This window comes from Methylobacterium organophilum, from assembly GCF_022533465.1.
GTDB lineage: Bacteria > Pseudomonadota > Alphaproteobacteria > Rhizobiales > Beijerinckiaceae > Methylobacterium > Methylobacterium organophilum.
Window position 1 is genome coordinate 1780912 of sequence record NZ_CP092848.1, and the last position, 18938, is coordinate 1799849.

18 protein-coding genes and 1 pseudogene are annotated in these 18938 nt (G+C 69.2%); 7 read left to right on the forward strand and 12 right to left on the reverse strand.

The features are described 5' to 3' along the window. Window positions 1-108 precede the first annotated feature (108 nt). From MMB17_RS08305 to dsbD, 4 genes are read right to left on the reverse strand one after another with little or no spacing between them, the layout of a single operon-like run. Window positions 109-570, reverse strand: coding sequence for a DsrE family protein (locus tag MMB17_RS08305; protein WP_003597002.1), 462 nt, complete (start codon window positions 568-570; stop codon window positions 109-111). Next, window positions 557-1405: a L,D-transpeptidase gene (locus MMB17_RS08310; RefSeq protein ID WP_003597001.1), complete on the reverse strand. Its 849-nt coding sequence runs from the start codon at window positions 1403-1405 to the stop codon at window positions 557-559. Before MMB17_RS08310 ends, MMB17_RS08305 begins: the two co-directional genes overlap by 14 nt. After that, on the reverse strand, window positions 1405-2040 hold the full coding sequence (locus tag MMB17_RS08315; RefSeq protein WP_003596999.1) for a DsbA family protein: 636 nt from the start codon (window positions 2038-2040) through the stop codon (window positions 1405-1407). The genes MMB17_RS08310 and MMB17_RS08315 overlap by 1 nt, the downstream gene beginning before the upstream one ends. Window positions 2041-2079: 39 nt before the next feature. Further along, complete coding sequence (gene dsbD / locus MMB17_RS08320; RefSeq protein ID WP_003596998.1) at window positions 2080-3825, reverse strand: protein-disulfide reductase DsbD; 1746 nt, start codon at window positions 3823-3825, stop codon at window positions 2080-2082. A 102-nt stretch (window positions 3826-3927) separates the two neighbouring features. Between dsbD and MMB17_RS08325 the strand changes: the two genes are divergently transcribed. Both MMB17_RS08325 and MMB17_RS08330 read left to right on the forward strand, forming a co-directional pair. Continuing rightward, window positions 3928-4590: a response regulator gene (locus MMB17_RS08325; protein ID WP_003596996.1), complete on the forward strand. Its 663-nt coding sequence runs from the start codon at window positions 3928-3930 to the stop codon at window positions 4588-4590. Then, a complete protein-coding gene (locus MMB17_RS08330) occupies window positions 4587-5903 on the forward strand; it encodes an ATP-binding protein (RefSeq protein ID WP_003596994.1) in 1317 nt (438 codons plus the stop codon). The genes MMB17_RS08325 and MMB17_RS08330 overlap by 4 nt, the downstream gene beginning before the upstream one ends. A 6-nt stretch (window positions 5904-5909) precedes the next feature. Here the strand turns inward: MMB17_RS08330 and MMB17_RS08335 are convergent, their stop codons facing one another. The 3 genes from MMB17_RS08335 to MMB17_RS08345 all read right to left on the reverse strand — a co-directional run bounded on the left by MMB17_RS08335 (window position 5910) and on the right by MMB17_RS08345 (window position 8390). Then, the gene (locus tag MMB17_RS08335) at window positions 5910-6233 is read right to left on the reverse strand and encodes an ArsR/SmtB family transcription factor (RefSeq protein ID WP_003596992.1); all 324 of its coding nucleotides are present in this window, start codon (window positions 6231-6233) and stop codon (window positions 5910-5912) included. Window positions 6234-6562: 329 nt separating this feature from the next. Then, a protein-coding gene (locus tag MMB17_RS08340; RefSeq protein WP_085987088.1) for an IS3 family transposase occupies window positions 6563-7743 on the reverse strand; the annotation gives its coding sequence in 2 pieces (ribosomal slippage) (window positions 6563-7482 and window positions 7482-7743; 1182 coding nt in all). 176 nt (window positions 7744-7919) lie between these two features. Further along, window positions 7920-8390 (reverse strand): hypothetical protein, encoded by a 471-nt coding sequence (locus MMB17_RS08345; RefSeq protein WP_017484333.1) that lies wholly within the window; start codon window positions 8388-8390, stop codon window positions 7920-7922. An 867-nt stretch (window positions 8391-9257) separates the two neighbouring features. Between MMB17_RS08345 and MMB17_RS08350 the strand changes: the two genes are divergently transcribed. From MMB17_RS08350 to MMB17_RS08360, 3 genes and pseudogenes are all read left to right on the forward strand, one after another. Further along, window positions 9258-10622 carry an efflux RND transporter periplasmic adaptor subunit gene (locus MMB17_RS08350; RefSeq protein ID WP_003596971.1) on the forward strand — a complete coding sequence of 455 codons (1365 nt, stop codon included), beginning with the start codon at window positions 9258-9260 and terminating at the stop codon, window positions 10620-10622. Window positions 10623-10634: 12 nt separating this feature from the next. Then, a pseudogene (locus MMB17_RS25380) lies at window positions 10635-11553 on the forward strand (efflux RND transporter permease subunit). 90 nt (window positions 11554-11643) lie between these two features. Next, window positions 11644-11967 (forward strand): YnfA family protein, encoded by a 324-nt coding sequence (locus MMB17_RS08360; protein ID WP_003596966.1) that lies wholly within the window; start codon window positions 11644-11646, stop codon window positions 11965-11967. A gap of 127 nt (window positions 11968-12094) precedes the next feature. Here MMB17_RS08360 and MMB17_RS08365 read toward each other — a convergent pair whose 3' ends face one another. From MMB17_RS08365 to MMB17_RS08380, 4 genes are all read right to left on the reverse strand, one after another. Then, complete coding sequence (locus MMB17_RS08365) at window positions 12095-12817, reverse strand: cytochrome c biogenesis CcdA family protein (protein WP_003596964.1); 723 nt, start codon at window positions 12815-12817, stop codon at window positions 12095-12097. Window positions 12818-12853: 36 nt separating this feature from the next. Further along, window positions 12854-13921: a L,D-transpeptidase family protein gene (locus MMB17_RS08370; RefSeq protein WP_017484336.1), complete on the reverse strand. Its 1068-nt coding sequence runs from the start codon at window positions 13919-13921 to the stop codon at window positions 12854-12856. An 88-nt stretch (window positions 13922-14009) separates the two neighbouring features. Beyond that, window positions 14010-14522 (reverse strand): signal peptidase II, encoded by a 513-nt coding sequence (gene lspA, locus MMB17_RS08375; RefSeq protein ID WP_012455883.1) that lies wholly within the window; start codon window positions 14520-14522, stop codon window positions 14010-14012. Then, window positions 14522-16717: a heavy metal translocating P-type ATPase gene (locus MMB17_RS08380; RefSeq protein ID WP_012455882.1), complete on the reverse strand. Its 2196-nt coding sequence runs from the start codon at window positions 16715-16717 to the stop codon at window positions 14522-14524. Before MMB17_RS08380 ends, lspA begins: the two co-directional genes overlap by 1 nt. 100 nt (window positions 16718-16817) lie before the next feature. Between MMB17_RS08380 and MMB17_RS08385 the strand changes: the two genes are divergently transcribed. Then, complete coding sequence (locus tag MMB17_RS08385) at window positions 16818-17219, forward strand: MerR family transcriptional regulator (RefSeq protein ID WP_003602894.1); 402 nt, start codon at window positions 16818-16820, stop codon at window positions 17217-17219. 479 nt (window positions 17220-17698) lie between these two features. Continuing rightward, a complete protein-coding gene (locus MMB17_RS08390; RefSeq protein ID WP_003602898.1) occupies window positions 17699-18439 on the forward strand; it encodes an NYN domain-containing protein in 741 nt (246 codons plus the stop codon). 13 nt (window positions 18440-18452) lie between these two features. Here MMB17_RS08390 and MMB17_RS08395 read toward each other — a convergent pair whose 3' ends face one another. Beyond that, window positions 18453-18929 (reverse strand): DUF411 domain-containing protein, encoded by a 477-nt coding sequence (locus MMB17_RS08395; protein WP_026105495.1) that lies wholly within the window; start codon window positions 18927-18929, stop codon window positions 18453-18455. Between the last annotated feature and the right edge of the window lie 9 nt (window positions 18930-18938).

Consider the following 18938-nt stretch of genomic DNA (forward strand, 5'->3'; position numbering starts at 1 on the left):
GCGCAGAGGGGGTGCGGTGGCGCACGGGCGCCTTCGCCTTTGGGCGGACGCCATCGTTGGCGTGGCATCGATGCCGACGGGAGGCTCGCCGTCTCCCGTTCGACCAACTCAGGGATGGATGTAGGCGAACCCCATGCCCTGCAGCCGCGCCAGTTCGGCGACACCGCTCGGCACCACTTCGTCCTCGGTGACGCCGTAGAGCGTGTTGCGGTCGATCTTCCGCTCGCGCAGGGTATGGCCGCAGACGAGGAACCGAACGCCCATCCCCTTGAGGGCATCGATACGGGCGGCGAGCTCCCTGTCGCTCGCGGCCGACTGGAAGAGCCCGACCCCGTCGCCGTGGCTCACCACGCGGATCTCAACGTGGGTCTTGCCCACGGTCTCGACGTGGTTGCGCAGATTGCCGAGCAGGCGCTTGAAGTAGGCGGCTCCGTCGGGGCCGCCGTCGTTGTGGTAGACCACCTTCTGGTCGGCGTAGTACCCGGCCGGCGCTTCCGGGCCGGCATGGGCGGCCCCTACGCCCAGGGTCGCAAGCACGACCGCGATCATCAGGCTCCTAAAGACCGTCATCGTCCGCCTCCCCGTCATAGGCCGGAGGCTCGGGTGCTTCCGACGCGCTGCGCGATAGGTTGTCGAGCCCCGCATGATCGAGGCCGTCGTCCGGCTTCGGTCCGGAGGATGCGCCGTTCCCGAGGCTGCCCGTCGTCTCCGGCGCTTTTGGCCGTGCGGCGTGGACGGTGCCTCGGGACCCGAGCACCACCACCTTCGTGCCGGTGGGGACGCGCCGGTGCAGGTCGATCACGTCCTGGTTCAGCATGCGGATGCATCCCGAGGACACCGCCTCGCCGATGCTCGATGGTTCCGTCGTGCCGTGGATACGGTACAGCGTGTCCTTGCCGTCCTTGAACAGGTAGAGCGCCCTGGCGCCGAGCGGGTTCCTGTCGCCGCCCGGCATGCCGCCGGCCCAGCGCCCGTTCCGCTCCGGATCACGCCGGAGCATGTCGGGCGTCGGCGTCCAGCGCGGCCAGGACGCCTTGCGGGCAACGGTCGCCTCGCCGGTGAACTCGAATCCGGCCTTGCCCACCCCGACCGCGTAGCGCATCGCCTTGCCGCCCTCCATGACGAGGAAGAGGAAGCGTTTGTATGGATCGACGACGAGGGTGCCGGGCAGCTCCTTTGACGGGTAGTCGACCAACTGGCGGACGTTGCGAGCCTTGAGGTCGCGCGGGTCGACCGCCTCGACCGGGAAGGGTTCGTCCGTGACGGCGGCGTACCGGCGCAAGACCTCCGGGGTGATCTGCGGCCGGGCTTCCGCGACGGGGGCCGGAGCCCCCTGCGAGGTCGAGCAGGCGCCGAGCGCCGAGGCGAGCGCGATCAACGTCGTAAGGCGGAGGGGCCGCGGCATCACGAGCGACCCCGCGCTCGGGCCTGGGCGACTGCCTGCCTGAAGCCGTCGTAATCGAGCGCCGCCGCGACCTTGAGTTGGCCAATCAGGAAGACCGGCGTTCCCTGGAGCCCCAGGGCGTCCGCCTGGTCGAGGTTGCGCTGGAGCAGGGCCGCGATCTCGGCCTGGTGCGCCTTCCGGTCCTCTTCCAGGCGGGCGACGTCGACGCCCGAGGCGGCCACCGCCTCCAGCATCCGCTCCTTCGGGATCTTGCGGCCCGGAATCCCCATGAGCGCGCGGTGCACTTCGTCGTAGCGGCCCTGGTACTTCGCCGCGAGGGCGAGTTGGGCGCCGTAGACGGAGGCGTCGCCGAGGATCGGCCAGTCCTTGTGGACGAGGCGGATGCGCCCGTCCGCCTTCACCAGACGGATGAGGTCGGGCTCGGCCTTCTTGCAGAAGGGGCAGTTGTAATCGAGGAAGGCGACGATGGTCAGGTCGCCCTTCGGGTTGCCCGAGACCGGCACCTCCGGGTCGTTGAGGATGGCGTTGGGGTCGACGCCCTGGGCGAAGGCCTCCTCGATGGGGGGCGCCAGCGACAACAGGGCAGGCGCGAGCGCGACGGCGGGCATAAGGGCGAGCAGGGTCCTGCGGTCCATGGTGGTCTCCGTGAAACTTGGTTTGTCGAAAAGGGGGGCTCAGGCGCCGACGAGGGCGAGGCGGCGCTTCAGGTCCTCGACCGTGAGTTCGCCCTCGGTGCGGGCCTCGCGGACCTCGCCGCCGTCGGGGCGCATCAGGATGAGGGTCGGCGGTCCGACCACCTCGAAGCGCCGCATCAGGGCGCGGGTGGCGTCGTCGTCGCGGGTGACGTCGGCGCGGATGACCGAGACGGCCCTCAGCCTCGCCCGGATGCCGGGGTCAGCCAGGACCGTCCGTTCGTTGGTCTTGCAGACGCTGCACCAGTCGGCGGCGAACTCGACGAGCACCGGCTTGCCCGCGGCACGGGCCGCCGCGAGGGCGGCCTCGAAAGCCGGGACGGAGGAGACAGACCGGCTCTCCTCGACGTGAACCGCTCGCGACGGGCCGAAGCCTGCGAGCGGCCGGAGCGGGTCGGTCCCGCCGCCCGCGGCGCCGACGACGAGGGCGCAGCCGTAGGTCACGGCAACGATACCGGCGACCTTGCTTAGCCGGCCCGCGGCACCCGCCCTGAGGACGTCGAACGCCCCGACGAACACGCCGACGCCGATCGCCAGCGCGCCCCAGAGCACGAGGGAGACCTCGGACGGCACGAGGCGCGAAACCATGGTGATGGCCAACGCGAGGAAGACTACGCCGAAGGCCTGCTTGGCCGCGACCAGCCAAGGGCCTGACTTCGGCAGGATACCCGCCCCGAACGTCCCGAATGCGATCAGCGGCAGGCCCATGCCGAGGCCGAGCGCGAACAGGGCGGCGGCGCCGCGCGCCACGTCGCCGGTCTGGGCGACATAGAGGAGGGCCGCGGCGAGTGGCGGCGTCACGCAGGGCCCGACGATCAGGGCGGAGGTGAAGCCCATGACAGCGGCGGCGCCGAGCGCGCCAAGCTTGCCTCCGTTCAGGCGTGACAGCCGGCCGGCGACGCCGGACGGCAGCGCCAGGTCGAACACGCCGAACATCGACAGGGCCAGGGCGGCGAAGGCTGCGGCGAGCAGTCCAAGCGCGGCGGGAGTCTGGAGTGCGTTTTGAAGGTTGCGCCCGGACCATGCCGCCGCCACGCCGAGCGTCCCGTAGGCCAGCGCCATCGCGATCACGTATGTGCCGGAGAGTACGAAACCTCGTCCGGCCGAGAGCCGCTCCCCGGACCGGGCCAGCATGCCGGCCAGCACCGGGACCATCGGGAGCAGGCACGGGGTGAAGGCCAGGAGCAGGCCGAGCCCGAGGAAGGTCGCCAGGACGCCCGCGAGATGGCCCGAGAGCAGGCCGCTCGCGGGCTCGGCCTGCGCGTCCGTGGCCGGCGTCGCGGCGGTCGCGGTCGCCTGCGGACCTAGCGCGGGGACCTCGATGACCTTGTTGATCGGCGGGTAGCAGATGCCCTTCTCGGCACAGCCCTGATAGGTGACGCGCACCTCGCGCACCCCCGCGAGAGCCGCACCCGGCACGATGGCCTCCGTCGCGCCGTGATAGACTTCCGTCGGCCCGAAGTTGGGGTCATCCTTGGTCTCGCCGAGCTGGGTGCTGACAGGAAGCTCCCTGCCGCTCGCGTCGGTGGCGGCGATCTTGTCACGGTAGAGGTAGGTGCCGGGGGCGATGGTCCATCGCAGGCGCAGCGAGAGGTCTGGGTCGCGAGCCGCATCGACGGTGAAGGGCGTCGGCCGCGCACCGGGCTCGCGGCACTGCCCCGGTGACCACAGCGAGGAGCCGGTCCAGAGCAGGGCAGCGAGGATAAGGTGGGTGAAAACGTTCGGCATGGGCAGGGTCCGGGATCGGATCGGCCCGCCGCGGGTCGGAAACGCAGCTTAAGCCAGGCTTAAGCGGGGCCCGGAGGATGGGGGCCGTAAAGGGAGACACGCATGCGCATCCTCGTCGTCGAGGACGACACCATCCTGTCGGACGGTCTCAGGGCTGGTTTGGGCCTGGGCGGGGCGACGGTCGATTGCGTCGCAACCTGCGCCGACGCCGAGGCGGCGCTCGCCACGAGCGCGTTCTCGGCCATCGTGCTCGACCTGATGCTGCCCGACGGCTCCGGCCTCGACGTGTTGCGGGGGCTTCGCCGCCGGAACGACCGGACGCCGGTCGTCCTGCTGACGGCCCGGGACGCCGTGACCGACCGGATCGCCGGGCTCGACGATGGCGCCGACGACTACCTCGGCAAGCCCTTCGACCTCGACGAGCTCTCCGCCCGCATCCGTGCCGTCGTCCGGAGGGCCTCGGGTCGGGCCGCCGCGCTCCTGGAGCACGGCGGAATTCGGCTCGACCCCGGCAGCCTTGCCGTCACCGTCGACGGTGTGCCGGTCGCCGTCTCCCGGCGCGAGGTCATGGTTCTGGCGGCCCTCATGGAACGACCTAACGTGCTTCGCTCCAAGGTCGAACTGGAGGAGCGGCTCTACGGCTGGCAGGAGGAGGTCGAGAGCAACGCGGTCGAGGTCCACGTGCACAACCTGCGTGCCAAGATCGGCAAGCACGCCATCGAGACGGTCCGAGGTCTCGGATACCGGATGAGGGCACTCGCATGAGGTCGCTACGCGTCAGGCTTTTCGCCATCCTCGTCCTCGCCACCGGCCTGATCTGGCTCAGCGCGGTCGCCTGGATCTATCTCGGCTCGAAGCGCGAGGTGGAGCAGGTCCTCGACAACCGCCTGCAGGAAGCCGCCCGCATGGTCAGTTCCCTGGTGGGTGCGGTTGGGAGCGCTGGCCCGGACGGGGCACCCCGAACCTTCCCGGCCCCGACGGCCTACGAGCGGCAGCTTTCTTGCCAGATCTGGTCGCTCGACGGGCGCATGGTAGCGCGGTCGACCGGGGCCCCGGAGCGCCGCCTGACCGACGCGCCGGCCGGCTTCTCGCAGCGCGAGGTCGACGGCGAGACCTGGCGGGTGTTCACCGTGGAGGATGCCGAGAGAGGTGTGCGGGTCATGGTGGGTGATCGTCTTGGCCTCCGCGAGCGCCTCGTCACTGACCTCATCATGGGCCTGGTCACACCCGCCATCCTGATGGTTCCGTTGCTCGGCATGCTGATCTGGGCGAGCCTCGGTCGGGGCTTGCGTCCCTTGCGGCTGATGGCGCGGGACCTCGCGGGTCGCGGCGCCGACGACATGAGTGCGATCGACACAAATCGGACGCCGGCGGAGGTGCGTCCCCTGGCAGACGCCCTGAACGGGCTGTTCCTCAAGGTCGAATCGGCCCGCCGGCACGAACGGGAAGTGACGGCCTTCGCCGCGCATGAACTGCGAACACCGCTCGCCGGCCTCAAGGTCCAGGCCCAGGTCGCCATGGCCGCCACCGACCCGGACGTGGCGAAGGCGGCGCTGAGACAGATCCTTGCGGCCGTCGACCGGACCACGCGCCTCGTCCGCCAGTTGCTCGACGCCGCCCAGCTCGATGCCGCAGGGGAGGCGCCCTCCCTGGCGGAGGTCGACGTCGGCGCACTGGTGACGGAGACCGTGGAGGGGATGCGGACGCCTCCCGGGGTCCGGACCCAAATCGATCCGGGGCTACGGGGCTACACGCTGCTGGCCGACCCGGAAGGCCTGCGCCTCGCAGTCCGAAATCTGCACGAGAACGCCGTGCAGCACATGGTGACCGGCACGGTGGCTTGGGGCGCGCGGCCGCATGGCGAGGGCATCGTCGTTCGCGACGAGGGACCGGGCATTCCGGAGGAGGAACTGCCCCACGTCACGACACGGTTCTTCCGTGGGCGACACAAGAGCGAGACGGGTAGCGGTCTCGGCCTCGCCATCGCCGAGATGGCGTCCCGCCGGAGTGGCCTGAGCCTGCGGCTGCGCAACCGGACGGATCGCCCGGGGCTTGAGGCGGAGATCCTCCCGGGCTGAGACCGGTCAGCCGAGCTCCGGGCAGAAGATGTCCTTGAGGGTCGCCAGCACCCGCGCGGCCCTGGGGTCCTCAAGGCGGTAGTGGATCGTCTGGCTCTCGCGCCGGAACGCGACCAACCCATCCTCGCGCAGCTTGGCGAGGTGCTGCGACAGGGCCGATTGGCTGAGCTCGACCTCCCCGGCGAGGCTGGTCACGTCCATCTCGCCGCGGGCGACCAGCAGGCACAGGATGAGCAACCGCTTCTCGTTGGCGAGGAGGCGGAGCAGGCGGGCCGCGTCGGCGGCCTTGTCCTGCAGGCGCATCAGGTCGGTCGGAGTCGCTACGTCCATCGGTCCGTATCCCAGAATGTCAGCCTTATCTTATTTAGGCGATCCTAATATAAAATCAGGGGCTGTGCTCCTTCTTTGCCCACTCCGCGGCTTCGCCCAGGAGGTCATCAAAGGCTTTTCCTGGTGCCGCCTTGCTGCCATCGTCCCCGAGGTAATCGGGCGCAGGCGCGGAAGGAGTGATCTGCGTCGGTCGCAAAGGCCAAGGGCCGCCATTGTATTGGCGGCCCCCTTTTGCTCTGGATTGCTCCGGTGCGGTACTAAGGGGTGGGAAAGCGGAGATATTGCGTCGGCCATTTGATTGGCCCCCCCGAGGTGGTCCAAGTTCAAAGTTAGTGCAGGGTCGGTCTCTCCTCCATGGGTAGCGTGGCTGGCGGAGCCGGTCTGGTGAGCGCAGCCGGCCAAGCGGTGAAGGCGGGCATGAACACCTCTGGGGCCGGCGGTCGATAGCCAAGCGAGGCGTGCGGACGCACGCCGTTGTAGTGTCGCCGCCAACTCTCGATCACGATCTGCGCCTCCTTGAGCGTGTAGAAGATTTCGCCGTTCAGAAGTTCATCTCTCAAACGAGCGTTGAAGCTCTCGACGTAGCCGTTCTCCCACGGCGAGCCCGGTGCGATGTAGGCTGTTTGGGTGCCGACGCCGGTGATCCAGGCCCGCACCGACTTGGCGACGAACTCCGGACCATTGTCTGAGCGGATGTGGCCGGGCACGCCGCGCAGGATGAACAGGTCGGACAGCACGTCGATGACGTCCGCCGCCTTGAGCTTGCGCGCGACGCGGATCGCCAGGCACTCGCGAGTGAACTCATCGACCACGTTGAGCATCCGGAACTTGCGCCCCTCGTGCGTGCGTGCCTCGACGAAGTCGTAAGACCAGACGTGATCACGGTGCTCCGCCCGCAATCGCAGGCACGAGCCGGCGCCGCCCCAGATGCGGCCGCGCTTGGGCTGTTTGGCCGGGACCTTCAGGCCTTCGCGCCGCCAGATGCGTTCGACGCGCTTGTCGTTGACCAGCCAGCCGGCCGCCTTCAGCAAGGCGCTGATCTTCCGATAGCCGTAGCGGCCGTACCGCTCCGCCAACGCAACGAGATCGGCTGTCAGAGTGGCCTCGTCATCTCTGCCCCGCGGCACCTTGCGCTGCGTCGAGCGGTGCTGTCCGAGCGCCCGGCAGGCCCGGCGCTCGGACACCTTCATCGTCTGAACGATGTGCTCGACACACGCACGTCGGCGCGCGGGGCTCAGAAGTTTCCCCGAGCCGCCTCCTGCAGGATCAGCTTGTCGAGCGTCAGGTCGGCAATTGCCTTGCGCAGCCGCTGGTTTTCGACTTCCAGCTCCTTCATCCGGCGTACCTGATCCGTCTTCAGGCCTCCGAACTCACGCCGCCAGCGATAGTACGTCACCTCGCTCACGCCGATCGAGCGGATCGCGTCCGCCACGCTCTGTCCCTGCGAGACCAGCACGTCCGCCTGCCGCAGCTTGGCAACAATCTCCTCGGGCTTGGGTCGCTTTGCCATCTCGTCCGTCCTCCTGGCACAAAAGCCATACTTCAGGGCGGACCACTTCAATGGGGGCTGGCCAATAGGCGGCGGCAAAACGGGTCGACATGAATAGGAATCCTCGCGTCGGGAAGTCCGGACGGCGCCGATAGCGGGCGCATTCCGGGCGTCGCGCGCCTCAGGCGCGCCCTACTTCACGCGAGGGTTCGTGGGGGCTCGGGCAGGGCCTCGGGGTCGACGCCTGAACGGGCATCGACGTCGTGCGGGATCAGCACGACGTTCCCAGACAGGGGCCTGGAAAGCGACGCGGCGCCGGCGACGACGCCGGACGGGCAGCATACCATCGTCCCGCAGCATGAGCCCCTGCAGCCGACAGGGCAGCATCTCCCACCGGCATCGTCAGCCTGCAGCGAAGACAGCGGCTCGGCTGCCGGGGATTGTCCGTCGAGCGCAAGCCGGGTTTCGGCAGGGCCACCGACGATGCGGGACGGGAGGGTAATCGGCCTCGTCGCGACGGGAGGCGCTGCGTTCGCCTGAGTCGTTGATTGATGACGACCGTGGTGGGCATGGCCGTCGTGGGCTTGGACGGCAGACGGCGCGACGTAGGCGATGATCGCGAGGATCACCACCGCCGTCAGGCGCATGATTTGCCGGTCGAGGCTCATGAGGTCTGGCTTACACCGATTTCGGTGGCGGGACCATGTCCGCATGTGAAACGAAAATGGGGGGATGAAGGTTTGGTTGCCGCTGCGGCATTTCAAGCTGCCGCGAGCAGCGGCTCAGCCGGATCCGCGGCCACGGACACGAGATCGGCCCGCAAATTGATCCCGACTTGAGCGCACGGCTCGATGGCTTGGATGGTGCAGGTGATGGGCTTGGTGCAGCCGCCGCATCCGATCTTGTAACGGAACAGGACGCGCTTTCTTTGATGACGTGCCGCGGGTAGTGGGGCTTCCCGATTTGGGAGGGTCGGGGCGTGATGGTTGTTCTTGTGCGAACAAACCAAAATCGCGCATAAGAACCTCGATGGGTGTCGGCGGTTGGCATAGGCGTTGTGCCGTGTTGCAGGAGTGGTGCGCATTCGGTGCCCGCGCGCTCTTGCTTGCCCTGGCCATGTTCATCGTTTCGACCGTTGCGGGCTCCGGCGACGATCTTGCTGATCATGGCGGCCGCTACCAAAACGCAATCGGTGTGGGGACGCTAGTCACGCCCATGCCCACCGAGGCCGGCAATCCGGGTTTGGCCTGCCGCCTCCTTTGTGGCTGCCATCAGGTGGCCCCTCTCCAAGTCTCCTCCCACGTCACGCCGTCGACGGAGTTCGCCGGCCTGGGCTTTTCCTGGGTGGCCGAGGTTCCGACCTCCGTCACTCCCGACCGACTGGCGAGACCGCCCCGCGCGTAAGGTGAAGCCGCGCTCCCAAGAGCGCGTTCGCCCGGCCCACATCTCGGCGCCGGTTCGTCCATCACCTGATCCAACGGGAACGACCGTGACCGCCCAAGCAGGCCGTCCGGCGTCCTTGTCGAGCGGCCCCCATGCGCCTCCTCCTGTTCGCGGTCCTCCTGGCCACCGGCATCGCCATAGGCGCAGCCGTCCCCGCCGTCGCCCGCTTCGTCAGGGACAATCTGGCCGCCGCCGGGCTGCCGAAAGACCTGTTCACCATCACCGTGCCACCCATCACCGCCAACCACGAACCCTCGAAGGCTGGGACGCCGCCCGACGGAGATGACGACGTCAAGAAGCCGGGAACCCCCAAGGCCACGAACGGCCACGAGATCGGGAAGCACGGGTACGAGCCGGGCGAGGAGCACCCCGAGAAGGGCGCAATCCGGATGGGACCCGAGGAGGTGGCGGCGCTCAACATCTCGGTCGTGAAAGTCGAGGGCGGCACGCTCGCCCGGCACCTCCTGGTACCCGGCGCCATCACCCCCGACACCGACCGGATCGCGCGCGTCCCGGCCCGGGTCGTGGGTACCGTCACGGAGATGCGCAAGCGCCTCGGCGACCGGGTTGCCAAGGACGAGATCGTCGCCGTCCTCGAAAGCCGTGACGTCGCCGACGCCAAGAGCGAGTACCTCATCGCCTCGGTACGCGCCGAGCTGGAGAAGACCAACTTCGACCGGCAGCAGGCGCTCTGGGACAAGCGCATCTCGTCGGAGCAGGTCTACCTGCGGACCAGGGCAACCTACACGGAAGCCACCTTGCGCGTCGACCTCGCCAGCCAGAAGCTGTCCGCCCTCGGGCTGAGCGCGACCGATGTCGCAGCCGCACAGAAACGAGAAGGTGCCACCCTGAACCAATCCACCCTGCGCCGGTACGAGCTCCGCTCGTCGCTCGCCGGCCGGGTCGTCGAGCGCAAGGTCGAGGTCGGGACGACGGTCGGCGGCAAGGGCGACCCCGCCGACATCTACACCGTCGCCGACCTCTCGACCGTATGGATCGAGCTGTCGGTGCCGACACACGAGCTCGCCATGGTTCGGGAGGGCGCACCCGTAGCTGTCACCCATGCCCATGAGGCCGGCGGCCGCCATGCCGACGGCAAGGTCGTCTTCGTCAGCCCGTTCTTGAACCCGGACACCCGCTCGGCGCGGGTCATCGTCGCCCTGCCGAACCCTGACCTTGCATGGCGCCCCGGCGCCTTCGTCACTGCCGGGGTGGAGATCGCGAACGACGCGGTCGAGGTGCACGTCCCGAAGGCCGCCCTGCAGACGGTCGGGGGCGAGCGCGTCGTTTTCGTGCGCACTGAGGAGGGCTTCGAGAAGCGGGAGGTCGAGCTCGGACGCTCGGACGACGATTCCTACGAGGTCGTCTCCGGACTGAAGTCGGGCGCCACCATCGCGGTTGCCAACTCCTTCATCCTCAAGGCCGAGCTCCGCAAATCCGAAGCGGGCGACGACTGAGGGCGACCGGACCTGATCTCCCGTATCCTCGCCTTCCCCGTTCGACAGGGCTGGCTCGACTTCGTGCCCGATATCAACAGCAACCAGGTGCTGTTCAACACCGTCGCGCCCACGCTCTCGCCCTTCGATATCGAGAAGCAGGTGACCTGACCGGTCGAGACCACGCTCGCCGGCATCAAGGGTTCGGAATACATCCGTTTGCGTTCGCGTAACGACTTCTCCCAGGTCACGGCGGTCTTCGCCGACGAGGTCAAGGTCTACTTCGCCCGCCGCCAGTTGGTGGAGCGCCTAGGCGAGGCGCGCGAGGGGCGGCCGTCCGAATTCCAGCCTCATATGGGGCCGATCATGACCGGCCTCGACGAGATATTCATGTGGACCGTGCGCTACACGGCGCCCGACGCGTGGAAGGCGTCGTGTTTAGGCGAACCGGGCTGGCAATCGGACGACAGATACCTGACACCTGAGGGACTGGGGCTGAGGACGGAGCTGGAGAAGGCCGCCTACCTGCGGACCTTCCAGGAATGGATCGTCCGGCCGCAGATCAAGACCGTGCCGGGCGTGGCCAGGGTCGAGGGCAAGATGTTCGAGCCGATGGCGCCGACCGTCATCATCGCGCTCGTTGCCGCCTTCGTCCTGTCGCTGACCTTCGTGCCGGCGCTGATCGCCATCCTGAAGGACGCCATGACCGCGCTTGTTGCCCTCGCTCGGGTTCGTCCCGGTGACGCTGGCGGCGGGGACCGGCACGGAGGTCCAGAAGCCGCTCGCGACCGTGTTCATCCGCGGCTTGATCAGCGCCACCATGCTGACCCTGGTCGTACTTCCGGCCCTCTATGCGCGCTTCGGCGGCGCCCGCGCCACGGCGCCGGTCAGCCATGACGAGGACGACGGTGGCGCCGCTCTGTTCCGGCAGGTCGCCGAACAGTATCCGTGAGCACCACGCGAACCAGCGGCAGTCCTATCAGGATCGCGGACCTCGCATTGCAAGCTTGACAGACTTCAAGAGCAACGAGACCACTCAGAAATGACGACCTTCCTCGCCTATGCGGGCGCGGCCCTCGCCGAAATCGTTGGATGCTTCGCGTTCTGGGCCTGGCTGCGCCTGGACAGATCACCCCTCTGGTTGCTCCCCGGCATGGCATCGCTTGCGCTCTTCGCCTACCTGCTTACCTTAGTCGAGAGCGAGGCGGCAGGCAGGGCTTATGCGGCCTACGGAGGCATCTACATCGTGGCGGCCATCCTCTGGCTATGGGGTGCGGAAGGCTACCGTCCGGACCGATGGGACGTTACGGGCGGTGCGATCTGCCTCGTCGGCATGACGGTGATCCTGTTCGGCCCACGCCCCTGAGGCCCTCGCGGCGATGCGCGCGGCTTACCCAGGATAGTGCCGAATCTTGTTCTTCAACAAGGGTCGGCTCACGCTCGTGGCAGCCTGCAGTCGCATGCTCAACAGCACGCCTGCGGAGGACCATGCCTCAACCGATCCGCCCAAGCACGGGGAAGGCCTCCACGAGGAGGGAAGCCACGGCGCTCATGCGGTCGGTCACCATCAGCAGCCCCATCGCCACCATCACGCCCCCGCCGACGAGCTGAAGCGCACGACCGAACCAGCGTAGGGTCCGAAGGCGCGCGACGAAGCCTGACAGGAAAAGGGCCGCCGCCACGAACGGCACGCCAAGCCCGAGCGAGTAGACGGTGAGCAGGGCGACGCCCTTGCCCGCGGCCGAGGAGGCCGTGACTGCCAGGATGGCACCGAGGACGGGACCGATGCATGGGGTCCATCCGAAGGCGAAGGCCGTTCCGAGGAGATAGGCGGCGACGGGCCCCTGACCCGGCGGATCGCCGTGCCAGCGCAGCTCACGCTGCAGCCAGGCGGGCCGCAGCAGACCGGCCGTGAACAGGCCGAACAGGATCACCAGCAAGCCCGAGGCGAGGTTCAGCGCCTCGCGATGGGCGAGCAGGGCGAAGCCGAGCGCGCTCGCCCCCGCGCCGAACGCGACGAAGACGGTCGTGAACCCGAGCACGAAGCAAAGGCTCAGGCCGAGCGTGCGCAGGCTGTCGCGCTCGCCGGCGGCCGACTGCCCCGCGACGTACGACACGTAGCCCGGAACGAGGGGCAGCACGCAGGGCGATAGGAACGACACGGCGCCGGCCGCGAAGGCCGCCAGGAAGCCCACGCTTGAGGCGTCGATGGCCATCGGTTCAGCCCCGGCGGAATGATGGACGCAGGATCGTCACTCCTGACCGGCCCCGGCCGCGGCGAAGATCTTGAGAAGGCGTTGGCGCTCCGCCTCGGTCCCGCCGGGCCCCGCCGGCTTGAGCGCCGCCGCACCCCGGACCGGCTCCCGCTTGCCGGCGAGAGCAACCGGGCCCGCGGCCGGCACGGCGACCTCACGCGGCCCTGCGGCCAGAGCCTCGGGGCGGCTCACCTCGCCGAGACCGCCTCCGGCCGCGACCATGGTCTCTCGGAACGACCGGTGCTGGCCGCCGTCCTCGTACACCAGCCGGACGGCGGGCGTCCCGCTCGCCACGAGGGCGGCGACCTGCCGCTCGTCATCCGCCTGCCTCCGCGCGACCGCGCCAGCGGTGGCCTCGTCGCCGGCATCGAACACGTATCGGCCATCGGCGACGCCGACGCCCTGCTCGGCCCCCGTGACCTCGAACCGGTCGGACCCCTCCTTGAGGTTCCTCCAGAACGCGATGTTCGGGTCCTGGCGATGCCGGGCCAAGTTCTCCGGCGTCATGCGGAACGGGTAGGACTGGAACTGGACGGCGCGCTGGCCGCCCGCGAAGGCCTCCCGCACCACGGCATAGAGTTCCGAGATCACCTCGTCCGTCATCGCGAAGCAGCCCCGCGACGAGCACGAGCCGTGCACCATCAGGTGCGCGCCGGTGCGTCCCAGGGAGCGGTCGTACTCGTTCGGGTACCCGAGATTGAACGAGAGATAGAGGCTCGAATTCGGGTTCATGGACGCGGGCGTCACCGCGTAGAAGCCCTCCGGCGCCTGCCGGTCCCCCTCCCGGGTCTTGGGCCCCAGCTGACCCGACCAGCGGCACATCGCGTAGGTCTTCAGGAGGGCGTACTTGCCGTCCGTGCCGCGCTTCCAGAGCTCGATCTCGGACTCCTTCTTGTAGGCCCGCATCAGGATCGGATCCGCCGGCGAGACACCCTTGGCCGACATCAGGGCCAGGGTCGCCGGCGGGATCGGCGCGAGGTGGCGCGTCGAGGCCGCGTACTGGCCGTCCTGGCAGGCGGACAGCGCCAGGAGGAGGGCCAGACCGAGCGTTGTCGTCTTCAGCATGTCGGCCTCGCCGAGGTCGGCCTCCGAGCCTGGGCTCGAAGGGTTGATGACAGGTTGCCGTGGCTGCGGTTCGGCGGAAGCGGGCCGCTTACGGGATCGGATCCCCGGCGCTGCGATGCCTCCGCCGCAGGGGAAGTCCGTCGAGGAGCAGCAGCACCACGCCTGTCGAGATCCAGACGTCCGCCAAATTGAAGGTGAACCAGCGGATGCCGCCGGTGTGCAGGTCGAGGTAGTCCGTGACGACGCCGTCCATGAGCCGGTCGACGAAGTTGCCGGCGGCCCCGCCCGCTATCGCGGCGAGCCCGAGGCGTTCGAGCCCGCCGCCCGCGGCCAGGGCCCAGCCGGCCACGAGGCAGGTGAGCGTGCCCTGGATGGCGAGGAGCAGTGCCAGGGAGGACGGGTCGTGCGCCGGGAACAGGCTGAAGCTGATGCCGTAGTTGAATGACAGGCTCAGGTCGACGAAGGGCAGTGCGCCCCTGACGGCGCCTTCCTCCAGCCACGCCTCGGCCACCGCCTTGGCGACGAGGTCTATGGCCGCGGCGGCCCCCGCCACCCCGGCCACGGTCGCCGCCCGGCCGGCCCACCCTGACAGGGAGATCATCAGGCCCTCAGGAGACGGAGCGCGTTGGCCGTCACCAGGACGGTCGCGCCGGTGTCGGCCAGGATGGCCGGCCAGAGGCCGGTGATGCCTGCGACGGTCGTCATTAGGAACACGGCCTTCAGGCCGAGGGCGATCGCGACGTTCTGGCGGATATTGCCCAGGGTCGCCCGAGAGAGGGAGACCAGCGCCGCCACGTCGCCCACCCGGTCGTTCAGCACCGCCGCGTCCGCCGTTTCCAGGGCCGCGTCGGTGCCGCCGCCCATCGCGATGCCGACGCTGGCGGCGGCGAGCGCCGGCGCGTCGTTAATGCCGTCGCCGACCATCGCCACCGGAGCCGCCGCCTTCAGGGCCGCGATCTCGGCGAGCTTGTCCTGGGGCAGGAGCTCGGCCTTCACGTCGAGCCCGAGTTCGGACGCGACCGCCTCGCCCGTGCGCCGGTTGTCGCCGGTCAGCATCACGCTGCGGACGCCGAGCTTCCGCAGGGCCGAGATGCCGGCCGCCGCGTCGGCGCGGGGCTCGTCCCGGACCGAGATGGCGCCCAAGGCCTCGGCGCCGCGGACGACGATGACCACCGTCTTGCCGCCGGCTTCCAGGTCCGCGACCGCGCGCTCGGCCTCGGGGCCGAGCCGCGCGCTCTCGGCGGCGTGGCGTGGGGAGGCGACGAGCACCGTCTGACCCATCACCGTGGCCGACACCGCCTTGCCGGGGATGGCGCGGGCGTCCCGCGTCGGGCGCAGCGGCACCCCGTCCGCGCTCGCCCGGTCGAGGATGGCCCGGGCGATGGGGTGGCCGCTTCCGCTCTCGACCGCGGCAGCCAACCCGAGAAGCGAGCGCTCCGACGCGTCCGGGGCGAAGACCAGGATGTCCGAGACCCGCGGCCGTCCGGCGGTCAGCGTCCCGGTCTTGTCGAACGCGACCGTGTGCACCCGCCCGATGACCTCCAGTGCGGCGCCGCCCTTGACGAGCAGCCCGCGTCGCGCACCGGCGGCCAGTCCGGAGGCGATGGCCGCGGGGGTCGAGAGCACCAGCGCGCAGGGGCAGGCGATGAGGAGGAGCGCCAGGCCCCGGTAGATCCAGGTGCCCCAATCGGCGCCGAGCAGCGGCGGCACGACCGCAACGGCGGCCGCGAACGCGAACGCGATGGGCGTGTAGACCGCGCTGAACCGGTCGATGAAGCGCGCCGTGGGCGACTTCGACGCCTGCGCCTCCTCGACGAGGTGCAGGATGCGGGCGACTGTGTTGTCGGCCGCCGTCTTTGTGACCCGGACCTGGAGCGCGCCATCGGCGTTGACGCTGCCGGCGTAGACCGGGTCGCCGACCTCCTTGGGCTTCGGGACCGATTCGCCAGTGATGGGGGACTCGTCCAGGCTCGACGCGCCGTCGGTGATCACCCCGTCGGCAGGCACACGGTCGCCCGGCCTCACGACCACGACTTGCCCGATGGCCAGCGACGCAGCGGCCACCTCGCGGATGGTGCCATTGGCCTCGTCGACGAGGCGGGCGGTCTTCGGCACCAGGGCGGCGAGCGCCTTGATGCCGGCACGCGCCCGGCCCGCCGCCACGACCTCCAGCATCTCGCCGACCGTGAAGAGCAGCACGACGATGGCGGCCTCCTCGGCGGCGTGGATGGCGAGCGCCCCCGCGGTGGCGACCGACATCAGCATCTCGATGGAGAAGGGCGTGCCGGCCAACGCCGCCACGGCCGCGCGGCGGCCGTAATAGGCGAGCCCGACGAGCGCCCCTGGCCAGTAGGCGTACTCGCCCGCCAGGCCCGGCGCGATCCGCTCGACCAGGAAGCCGGCGGCGAACAGGGCGCCGATCAGGATGCCCAGCCGCGCCTTCCGGCTCCGCCAGAGCGGCGGCTCAGGCTCCTCCGCGGTCCCGGCGGGCGGGGCGCCGCCCGAGGCTTGGGCCATGGCTAAGTCCGCGGCCGTGGGGAGCAGCGCGACGCCGTAGCCCAGGCGCTCGATACGCCCCTCCAATTCGGTCCTCGGCGTCGCAGCCTCATCGAGCGCGAGGTCGAGGACTTGGCTGCCGTAGTTCACGCGCACGTCCGCGACGCCCGGCAGCCGGGAGACGGCGGTCTCGATCTTCCCGGCGCAGGTCGGGCAGTCCATGCCCTTGACCCTGTAGCGCAGGGCCTGCGGACCGTTCGTGGGGAAGGATGTGCGGTCCGCGCCGGCGGCCTGGCTCATGGTGCGCTCCGTTCGCCGGGCTCCTGGTCCGGACTGGGAAGGCCCCCTACATGCACCCTGTAGTCACTACAGGGTCAAGGCCGTGCGGAGCGCTTCTTCCATGACCATCGGCAGCCTCGCGGAGGCCACGCAGACCCGTGTCGAAACGGTCCGGTGGTACGAGAAGGTCGGGTTGCTGCCCCCGCCGGCGCGGTCGAGCGGCAACTACCGGCTCTACGGGCCCGAACACCTGCGCCGGCTGAGCTTCATCCGCCGCGGTCGCGCCCTCGGCTTCACCGTGGAGCAGATCCGGGACCTGCTCGCCTTGGCGGACGACCGGGATCGCTCCTGCGGCGAGGTCGACACCATCGCCCGCGCCCATCTCGCCCACGTGGAGCGCAAGCTGGCCGACCTGACCCGGCTCGCCTCGGAACTCCGCGAGGTCATCGGCCAGTGCGGCTGCGGGTCGGTCTCCGACTGCCGCATCATCGAGGCGCTATCGCCGTTGGGTGAACCCGCGTGAGCGATCTGGGCGCGGGGGTCAGCGAGCGACGTAGGGCATCATCAGCACTCGGCTCTCGAACAGCCCCTTGGCCGCGAACCCGCAGCACGCGACGGCGAGGACAGCGACCGTGATCGCGACGAAGGCTCGGCGCGCGGCGGTCCGGACGTGCGGCCTGATGCGACGGCGGCGGCCCGCGTTCCTCTGGCCCCAGGAATGGCGTTCCACGCGAACCGCCCCGTTCCGCCCGACGAGCATCGCAGGCTTGCCACCGCGACCTTAAGAGGCCCGGGGATAACATGCCGGCGGCCAAAGCCCGAAGGGCCGGCGCGGTCAACTCGCGAGAGACAAAAAGACAGTACTACGCGAGGCGAACTCAGGATAGAACAGCCTCGGAAACCAAGAAGCCCACAGGTTGGAACCTGTGGGCTTCACACGGGCCGGAACCCATGGGTTGCTGACGGCGCACCGTTCAGCGTTGACGGATCGGATATGAGTGCATGGAGCTGGATAGTCAAGCGGGAAAATCCAGGATCCGGGCTGCACTCTACATCGATGGCTTCAATTTGTATCATTCCGTCAATGATTTAGGAGAGCCCTTTCTGAAGTGGTGCAACTTCTGGAAGCTGGGGGAGTCGATCATCTCGCGCCAGTCGGAGGAGCTCGTTCGCGTCGTGTTCTGCACGGCCTATTACCCGGGCGATCACAGCAAGAAAATCCGCCACGAGCGCCTGGTCCGCGCCCTCAAACTGGTCGGCGTTGAGACCGTCCTCGGCCACTTCAGCCATGAAGACGCCAAGTGCCGGGACTGTGGCTCCACTTGGCAGAAGCCGACCGAGAAGGCGACGGACATCAATCTCGCGCTTAGCGTCTATGACGACGCAGTACAGGACGTCATGGATACTGCATATCTCCTGACCGCCGATACGGACCAGGCGGCGACAGCCAAGCTGTTCGCCAAGCGCTTTCCCGGCAAGAAGCTCGTCAGCGTCAGCCCCCCGGGCCGGACCCACTCGCAGCACATCCTGTCGCACACCCCGCACAAGATCGCGCTTAACCGGGAGCATATCGAGAGGGCGCTGTTCCCGGGGCTCGTCACCGCGGAGGGGCAGGCCTCCGTCATGCGCCCGCACGAGTACGACCCGCCGGCCGGCTACGTGATGTGGGACCAGCGTCCGAAGCCCGCGCCCAAGTCGGGGGCGAAGGCGGCCGCGCCGGCGGCGGCGATGCCCGAGCGCTGAATCCGCCGTGGCCTCAGGTTAGTTCCCCGCCGCGGTACCGCGCGAACGTCGACCGACCGTCCTTCCCAAACAGGACGACGTCGTAGGTATCAGGCTGCATGTCCTCGACCTCCATGCCGGGCGAACCGACCGGCATGCCTGGCACGGCCAGACCCATTCCCTCGGGTCGCTCCGCGAGGAGCCGCTTGATCGCCCCGGCCGGGACGTGCCCCTCGATCACGTAGCCGCCGACCTGGGCGGTGTGGCAGGAGGCAAGCTCGCGAGGCACCCCCAGGCGGATCTTGAGCGGGTTCACCGGGCCCTCGGTCACGGTGACGGTGAAGCCGGCCTCGCGCAGGTGGGTGACCCATCTCTCGCAGCAGCCGCAGCTCGGGTCCTTGGTCACCGCGACCATCGGCGGCCCCTCCGCCAAGGCGCCCCGTCCAAGCATCAGCCCCACCGCCAAACCCACGAGCACGGTACGTCTGGATGGCATCGCATCGCTCCTCATCGTCATCTA

What these genes read in the sequence shown, in the direction of transcription:
- MMB17_RS08305 (WP_003597002.1), bottom strand. Translation starts at nt 570, where the DNA reads ATGACGGTCTTTAGGAGCCTGATGATCGCGGTCGTGCTTGCGACCCTG.
- MMB17_RS08310 (WP_003597001.1), bottom strand. Translation starts at nt 1,405, where the DNA reads ATGCCGCGGCCCCTCCGCCTTACGACGTTGATCGCGCTCGCCTCGGCG.
- MMB17_RS08315 (WP_003596999.1), bottom strand. Translation starts at nt 2,040, where the DNA reads ATGGACCGCAGGACCCTGCTCGCCCTTATGCCCGCCGTCGCGCTCGCG.
- dsbD (WP_003596998.1), bottom strand. Translation starts at nt 3,825, where the DNA reads ATGCCGAACGTTTTCACCCACCTTATCCTCGCTGCCCTGCTCTGGACC.
- MMB17_RS08325 (WP_003596996.1), top strand. Translation starts at nt 3,928, where the DNA reads ATGCGCATCCTCGTCGTCGAGGACGACACCATCCTGTCGGACGGTCTC.
- MMB17_RS08330 (WP_003596994.1), top strand. Translation starts at nt 4,587, where the DNA reads ATGAGGTCGCTACGCGTCAGGCTTTTCGCCATCCTCGTCCTCGCCACC.
- MMB17_RS08335 (WP_003596992.1), bottom strand. Translation starts at nt 6,233, where the DNA reads ATGGACGTAGCGACTCCGACCGACCTGATGCGCCTGCAGGACAAGGCC.
- MMB17_RS08345 (WP_017484333.1), bottom strand. Translation starts at nt 8,390, where the DNA reads ATGAGCCTCGACCGGCAAATCATGCGCCTGACGGCGGTGGTGATCCTC.
- MMB17_RS08350 (WP_003596971.1), top strand. Translation starts at nt 9,258, where the DNA reads ATGCGCCTCCTCCTGTTCGCGGTCCTCCTGGCCACCGGCATCGCCATA.
- MMB17_RS08360 (WP_003596966.1), top strand. Translation starts at nt 11,644, where the DNA reads ATGACGACCTTCCTCGCCTATGCGGGCGCGGCCCTCGCCGAAATCGTT.
- MMB17_RS08365 (WP_003596964.1), bottom strand. Translation starts at nt 12,817, where the DNA reads ATGGCCATCGACGCCTCAAGCGTGGGCTTCCTGGCGGCCTTCGCGGCC.
- MMB17_RS08370 (WP_017484336.1), bottom strand. Translation starts at nt 13,921, where the DNA reads ATGCTGAAGACGACAACGCTCGGTCTGGCCCTCCTCCTGGCGCTGTCC.
- lspA (WP_012455883.1), bottom strand. Translation starts at nt 14,522, where the DNA reads ATGATCTCCCTGTCAGGGTGGGCCGGCCGGGCGGCGACCGTGGCCGGG.
- MMB17_RS08380 (WP_012455882.1), bottom strand. Translation starts at nt 16,717, where the DNA reads ATGAGCCAGGCCGCCGGCGCGGACCGCACATCCTTCCCCACGAACGGT.
- MMB17_RS08385 (WP_003602894.1), top strand. Translation starts at nt 16,818, where the DNA reads ATGACCATCGGCAGCCTCGCGGAGGCCACGCAGACCCGTGTCGAAACG.
- MMB17_RS08390 (WP_003602898.1), top strand. Translation starts at nt 17,699, where the DNA reads ATGGAGCTGGATAGTCAAGCGGGAAAATCCAGGATCCGGGCTGCACTC.
- MMB17_RS08395 (WP_026105495.1), bottom strand. Translation starts at nt 18,929, where the DNA reads ATGAGGAGCGATGCGATGCCATCCAGACGTACCGTGCTCGTGGGTTTG.